Genomic DNA, 4,780 nt, shown 5'->3' with positions numbered 1-4,780 from the left:
CCCTCTGCTAGTCGCGCCACGACGACGAACGAGGCGGCCGCCCCCACCAGGGGACGGCCGCCTCGACGTGTGCCGGCGCTCAGTTGACGCCGGGGATGACCAGCCAGTGGTTCACGAGCACGAGCCAGATCGCGATCACGACGATCGCGGCGATCGTCACGCCGCGGCCGGTGCGCCCGCCCGCGAACAGGGCGACGACGAGCGCGATGAGCGTCGCGACGCCGAGGACGATCGGACCCCAGGGGATGCCCGGGATGAACAGCGACAGCAGGAACAGCGCGGCGACGATGACCTCGATGACGCCGACGATCGTCGAGCCACCGCGTGCACGGAGTCGCCAGATGCCGTCGACGAGGGCGAGCGCGCCACCGACGAGGGCGAGGATGAGGAGCCAGGACAGCGTGATCATGGAATTCCTTCGGTTGGTGTGGGGGGCACCGCGACGTGGGAGGGGACTCCCACGACGCCCGTCACTCTATCGACCGGCGGAGATGGGCGGCGAGGGTTGCGCACGACACCTCCCGGCGTGTATGCCATGCGCAGCATGTGCATTCTCCGGCGCGTCCCCGTGACATCCGTCCCGATTCCCGCCGGATCCGGAATGCAACGCGGCGTCATGCGGTTTCACCCGGGGGTCGCCGGCGTGCTGGACTCGTTCCGCCGGAGCGACCGAACGAAGCATCCGGCATCACGCCAACGTCACGAACGTCACGAACGGAGCACCACCGCATGTCACGCGCCCGCACCCTGCTCGGCCTCGTCGCCGCATCCGCCGCCGCCCTCGCCCTCGCCGCCTGCTCCTCGGGCGCCCCGGCCTCGAGCGACGCCGCATCCGACAACGAGTACGGACTGGTGAAGGCCGGCACGCTGACCGTTGCGACCGAGGGCACCTACCGCCCCTTCAGCTTCCACGAGGACGGCAACGGCGACCTGACCGGCTACGACGTCGAGGTCGCCGAGGCGGTCGCCGACAAGCTCGGGCTCGAGGTGCAGTTCGAGGAGACCCAGTGGGACGCGATCTTCGCGGGCCTCGACGCCGGCCGCTTCGACGCCATCGCGAACCAGGTGTCGATCAACCCCGAGCGCGAGGAGCAGTACCTCTTCAGCGAGMCCTACACCGTCTCGCCCGGCGTGATCGTGGTCAAGGAGGGCGACACCTCCATCTCGAGCTTCGACGACCTCGCCGGCAAGACCACCGCGCAGTCGCTGACGAGCAACTGGTACGAGCTCGCCCAGGAGTCGGGCGCGAACGTCGAGGCCGTCGAGGGCTGGGCGCAGGCCGTCGCCCTGCTCGAGCAGGGTCGCGTCGACGCCACCATCAACGACAAGCTCACCTACCTCGACTACGTGAAGACCAACGGGAAGTCGGGCATCGAGGTGGCCGCCGAGACCGACGACCCCTCGCTCAGCGCCATCGCGCTCACCAAGGACAAGACCGCACTGCAGGCCGCGATCGACGACGCGCTCGCGCAGCTCCGCGAGGAGGGCGTGCTCGCCGAGCTCGGCGAGAAGTACTTCGGGGCCGACGTCTCCCAGTAGGGGGCAGGTGGAGTAGGCTCGCGCCCGTCGTCTCGAAGGGGGTGTCGCCGTGGCATCCGGCTGGCAGCTGTTCCTGGAATCGTTCTGGCCGATCGTGTGGGGCGGGCTGAGCGGCACCATCCCGCTCGCGCTCGCCTCGTTCGTGATCGGACTCGTCATCGCGCTCGCGGTGGCGCTCGCCCGGCTCTCGAAGAACCGCGTGCTCTCGGCCATCGGCCGGTTCTACGTGTCGGTGATCCGCGGCACGCCGCTGCTCGTGCAGCTGTTCGTGATCTTCTACGGGCTTCCGGCCGTGGGCATCGTCATCGATCCGTGGCCGAGCGCCATCGCCGCGTTCTCGCTCAACGTGGGCGGGTACGCCGCCGAGATCATCCGGGCGGCGATCCTCTCGGTGCCCAAGGGGCAGTGGGAGGCCGGCTACACGATCGGCATGTCGAACGCGACCACGCTGCGCCGCATCATCCTGCCGCAGGCCGCGCGGGTCTCGGTGCCCCCGCTGTCGAACACGTTCATCTCGCTCGTGAAGGACACGTCGCTCGCGTCGTTGATCCTCGTGACCGAGCTGTTCCGCGTCTCCCAGGAGATCGCCGCGTTCACGCAGGACTTCATGCTGCTCTACCTCGAGGCGGCGCTCATCTACTGGCTGTTCTGCCTCGCCCTCTCAAGCGGCCAGAACGCCCTCGAGAGGAGGCTCGACCGCTATGTCGCCCAGTGACGACCCGCTGCAGCAGGGTCCGGATGCCGCGGGCGAGCCGCTCGCGCCGAACGATCCGCTCGCGCCGAACGATCCGCTCGCTCCGAATGACCCGCTCGCTCCGAAGGCCGCGCCCGACGACTCGCCGCTGCTGACGGCCCGCGGCATCCGCAAGTCGTTCGGCGACAACGAGGTGCTGCGCTCGATCGACCTCGACGTGCGACGCGGAGAGGTGGTCGTGCTCATCGGCCCCAGCGGGTCGGGCAAGACCACCGTGCTGCGCTCGCTGAACGGGCTCGAGACGCCCGACGGCGGCACGATCGCGTTCACCGGCGGCCCCGAGCTGAACTTCGCGAAGCCGCTCCCGAAGGGCGCGCGGTTCGCCCTGCGCGACCGGTCGGCGATGGTGTTCCAGCAGCACAACCTGTTCCCGCACATGACGGTGCTGCAGAACGTGGTCGAGGGTCCCATCCGGGTGCAGCGCGTGCCGAAGGCGCAGGCGATCGCCGAGGCATCCGCCCTGCTCGACCGCGTCGGCCTCGCCGAGAAGCGCGACGCGTACCCATTCGAGTTGTCGGGCGGGCAGCAGCAGCGGGTCGGCATCGTGCGGGCGCTCGCACTGAAGCCCGATCTCCTGCTCTTCGACGAGCCCACCAGCGCCCTCGACCCCGAGCTGGTCGGCGAGGTGCTGTCGGTCATCAAGGAGCTCGCCGACGAGGGCTGGACCATGGTGGTGGTGACGCACGAGCTCGGCTTCGCGCGGCAGGCCGCCGACGAGGTGCTGTTCATGGACGGTGGCGTGGTGGTCGAGCGGGGCGCCCCCGGCGACATCTTCACGAAGCCGACCGAGGAGCGCACGCGGAGGTTCCTCGACCGGATCCTCCGGCCGATGGACTAGCCCGCACGCCCGCACGGGCCGCCCGGCGGCGGGGCGTAGCGTTGACACATGGCAGCCCGCACCCACGGAGTCCTCGCTCCGGGCATGCGGGCGCGTCGTTCCCTCGGGGTGTTCCGGGTGCTCGTGGCGGTGCTCGAGGTCGTCGCGATCATCGGCAACTTCCAGTACGTGCTGGGCTTCCGCTTCTTCGCCACCGCGAACTTCTTCAGCTACTTCACGATCCAGTCGGCCATGATCGCGGTCGTCACGCTGGGCATCGCCGCGTGGTACGCGCTCAAGGCGCCGAGCGACCCGCCATGGCTCGGCATCCTCCGCACGATGGTCACCGTGTACCTGCTCGTCTCGGGCATCGTGTTCGGGCTCATCGTGAGCCAGGCGTCGACCCGCGATTACCGCATCGACGTTCCGTGGTCGGACACGCTGCTGCACTTCGTGGTGCCCGCGCTCGCCGTGATCGCCTGGACGGCCGACAGCATCATGGCGGTGAACCCGCCGGTGCCCTGGTCGACCGTGGGCTGGGTGCTGGTGTACCCCACGCTGTGGCTGCCCTACACGCTCGTGCGCGGCGCCGACGTGGGCTGGTACCCCTACTTCTTCCTCGACGAGGCGCAGGTGGGCGGTGCGCTCGGCGTCGCCGCCTACTGCCTGCTCGTGGTGGCGATCTTCGTCGCCGTGACGGCGGGGCTCGTGGCCGTCAACCGGGCGCTGTGGCGTAGGGCGCGAGGTCGTCGAGCACGGCCGCCAGGAACGCCTGATCGTCGAGCGGCTCCAGTCGAAGCGCCTGCGTCGATGCGATGACGCCGACGAGGATCGCCTCGCCCGAGGCGCCGACGAGGTCGAGCCAGTAGGCCACGCTCGAGTGCTCGCCCACCACGGTCAGCACGCCGGGGTGGGCGTCCATCGCCGCAGGCACCTCCCCCTCCGCCGAGCCCGTGCGCCAGAACGCCTCGTCGAAGCGCAGCCACACCACGTCGACGACGCCCGTCTGCAGCGTCGAGATGGCGTGCTGGTGGGCATAGGGCAGGGCGGGGGAGAACCGCAGGGCGTCGGACTTCAGCACCCCAAGGGGCACCGTCACGATGGCGCGGTCGGCGGTGAGCGACTCACCCGAGTCGAGGCGCAGGCTGACGCGGCGGTCGTCGTAGGCGATGCGGGTGACGACGCTCGAGACGGCGAGGTCGACCCGGTCGGCGAGCGCGTCGAGCAGGTCGGAGAGTCGGCCGGTCACCAACCGCGGGCCGGACGGGAAGGGCGAGGTGGGCGCCGTCGGCGCGGCGATGCGGCTCGTCGGCGCCCCCGCGGCCGGCTCGACCCCGCTCGTGATCGTGTGCGAGAGCCAGTCGGCGGGGCTCACGCCGTCGTCGCCGGGCACGGCCGACATCGGCACGGTGCCCGAGCCGACGAGCGCGGCGGCGAGCGAGACGCCGCCGGGATCGGGCTGCGCCTCGGCCCAGGTGCGCGCCGCCTCGATCGCGTCGTCGCCGGTGGCGGGGATCGGTACGGCCTGGCCCGCGGCGGTGCGTGCCTGCACCACGGCGTCGAAGGGCACGACGTCGACGGATGCCGCGGCCAGCGCCTCGGTGAGCGGCTCGTCGTCGGGCAGCAGCACCGGCCCGAGCTCGACCGAGCGGTCGAACCCGTCGGCGTCG

General features: G+C 70.8%; 6 protein-coding genes. 4 read left to right on the top strand and 2 right to left on the bottom strand.

The features are described 5' to 3' along the window. Positions 1-79: 79 nt before the first annotated feature. Positions 80-409 (bottom strand): hypothetical protein, encoded by a 330-nt coding sequence (locus tag AC1DY2_RS15495; protein ID WP_309974485.1) that lies wholly within the window; start codon positions 407-409, stop codon positions 80-82. A gap of 320 nt (positions 410-729) precedes the next feature. Between AC1DY2_RS15495 and AC1DY2_RS15490 the strand changes: the two genes are divergently transcribed. The 4 genes from AC1DY2_RS15490 to AC1DY2_RS15475 are packed head-to-tail and all read left to right on the top strand — an operon-like array spanning position 730 to position 3,929. Beyond that, positions 730-1,539, top strand: coding sequence for an amino acid ABC transporter substrate-binding protein (locus tag AC1DY2_RS15490; RefSeq protein WP_476763235.1), 810 nt, complete (start codon positions 730-732; stop codon positions 1,537-1,539). A gap of 49 nt (positions 1,540-1,588) precedes the next feature. Continuing rightward, positions 1,589-2,254, top strand: coding sequence for an amino acid ABC transporter permease (locus tag AC1DY2_RS15485; protein ID WP_476763234.1), 666 nt, complete (start codon positions 1,589-1,591; stop codon positions 2,252-2,254). Then, positions 2,241-3,131, top strand: a complete 891-nt coding sequence (locus tag AC1DY2_RS15480) for an amino acid ABC transporter ATP-binding protein (protein WP_476763233.1) — start codon at positions 2,241-2,243, stop codon at positions 3,129-3,131. Before AC1DY2_RS15485 ends, AC1DY2_RS15480 begins: the two co-directional genes overlap by 14 nt. Positions 3,132-3,179: 48 nt before the next feature. Then, positions 3,180-3,929: a Pr6Pr family membrane protein gene (locus tag AC1DY2_RS15475; RefSeq protein WP_476763232.1), complete on the top strand. Its 750-nt coding sequence runs from the start codon at positions 3,180-3,182 to the stop codon at positions 3,927-3,929. Here AC1DY2_RS15475 and AC1DY2_RS15470 read toward each other — a convergent pair. Further along, on the bottom strand, positions 3,826-4,780 hold a 955-nt coding region (locus AC1DY2_RS15470; RefSeq protein ID WP_476763231.1), incomplete at its 5' end, for a flavin monoamine oxidase family protein. The genes AC1DY2_RS15475 and AC1DY2_RS15470 overlap by 104 nt on opposite strands.

The organism is Agromyces sp. P1_H4, assembly GCF_056405255.1.
Note: the sequence above shows the minus strand (reverse complement) of the source record. Positions and strands in the feature narration are given on the sequence as shown.

Coding starts and splice junctions, on each gene's coding strand:
- AC1DY2_RS15480 (WP_476763233.1), top strand. CDS start 2,241: ATGTCGCCCAGTGACGACCCGCTGCAGCAGGGTCCGGATGCCGCGGGC.
- AC1DY2_RS15475 (WP_476763232.1), top strand. CDS start 3,180: ATGGCAGCCCGCACCCACGGAGTCCTCGCTCCGGGCATGCGGGCGCGT.
- AC1DY2_RS15495 (WP_309974485.1), bottom strand. CDS start 409: ATGATCACGCTGTCCTGGCTCCTCATCCTCGCCCTCGTCGGTGGCGCG.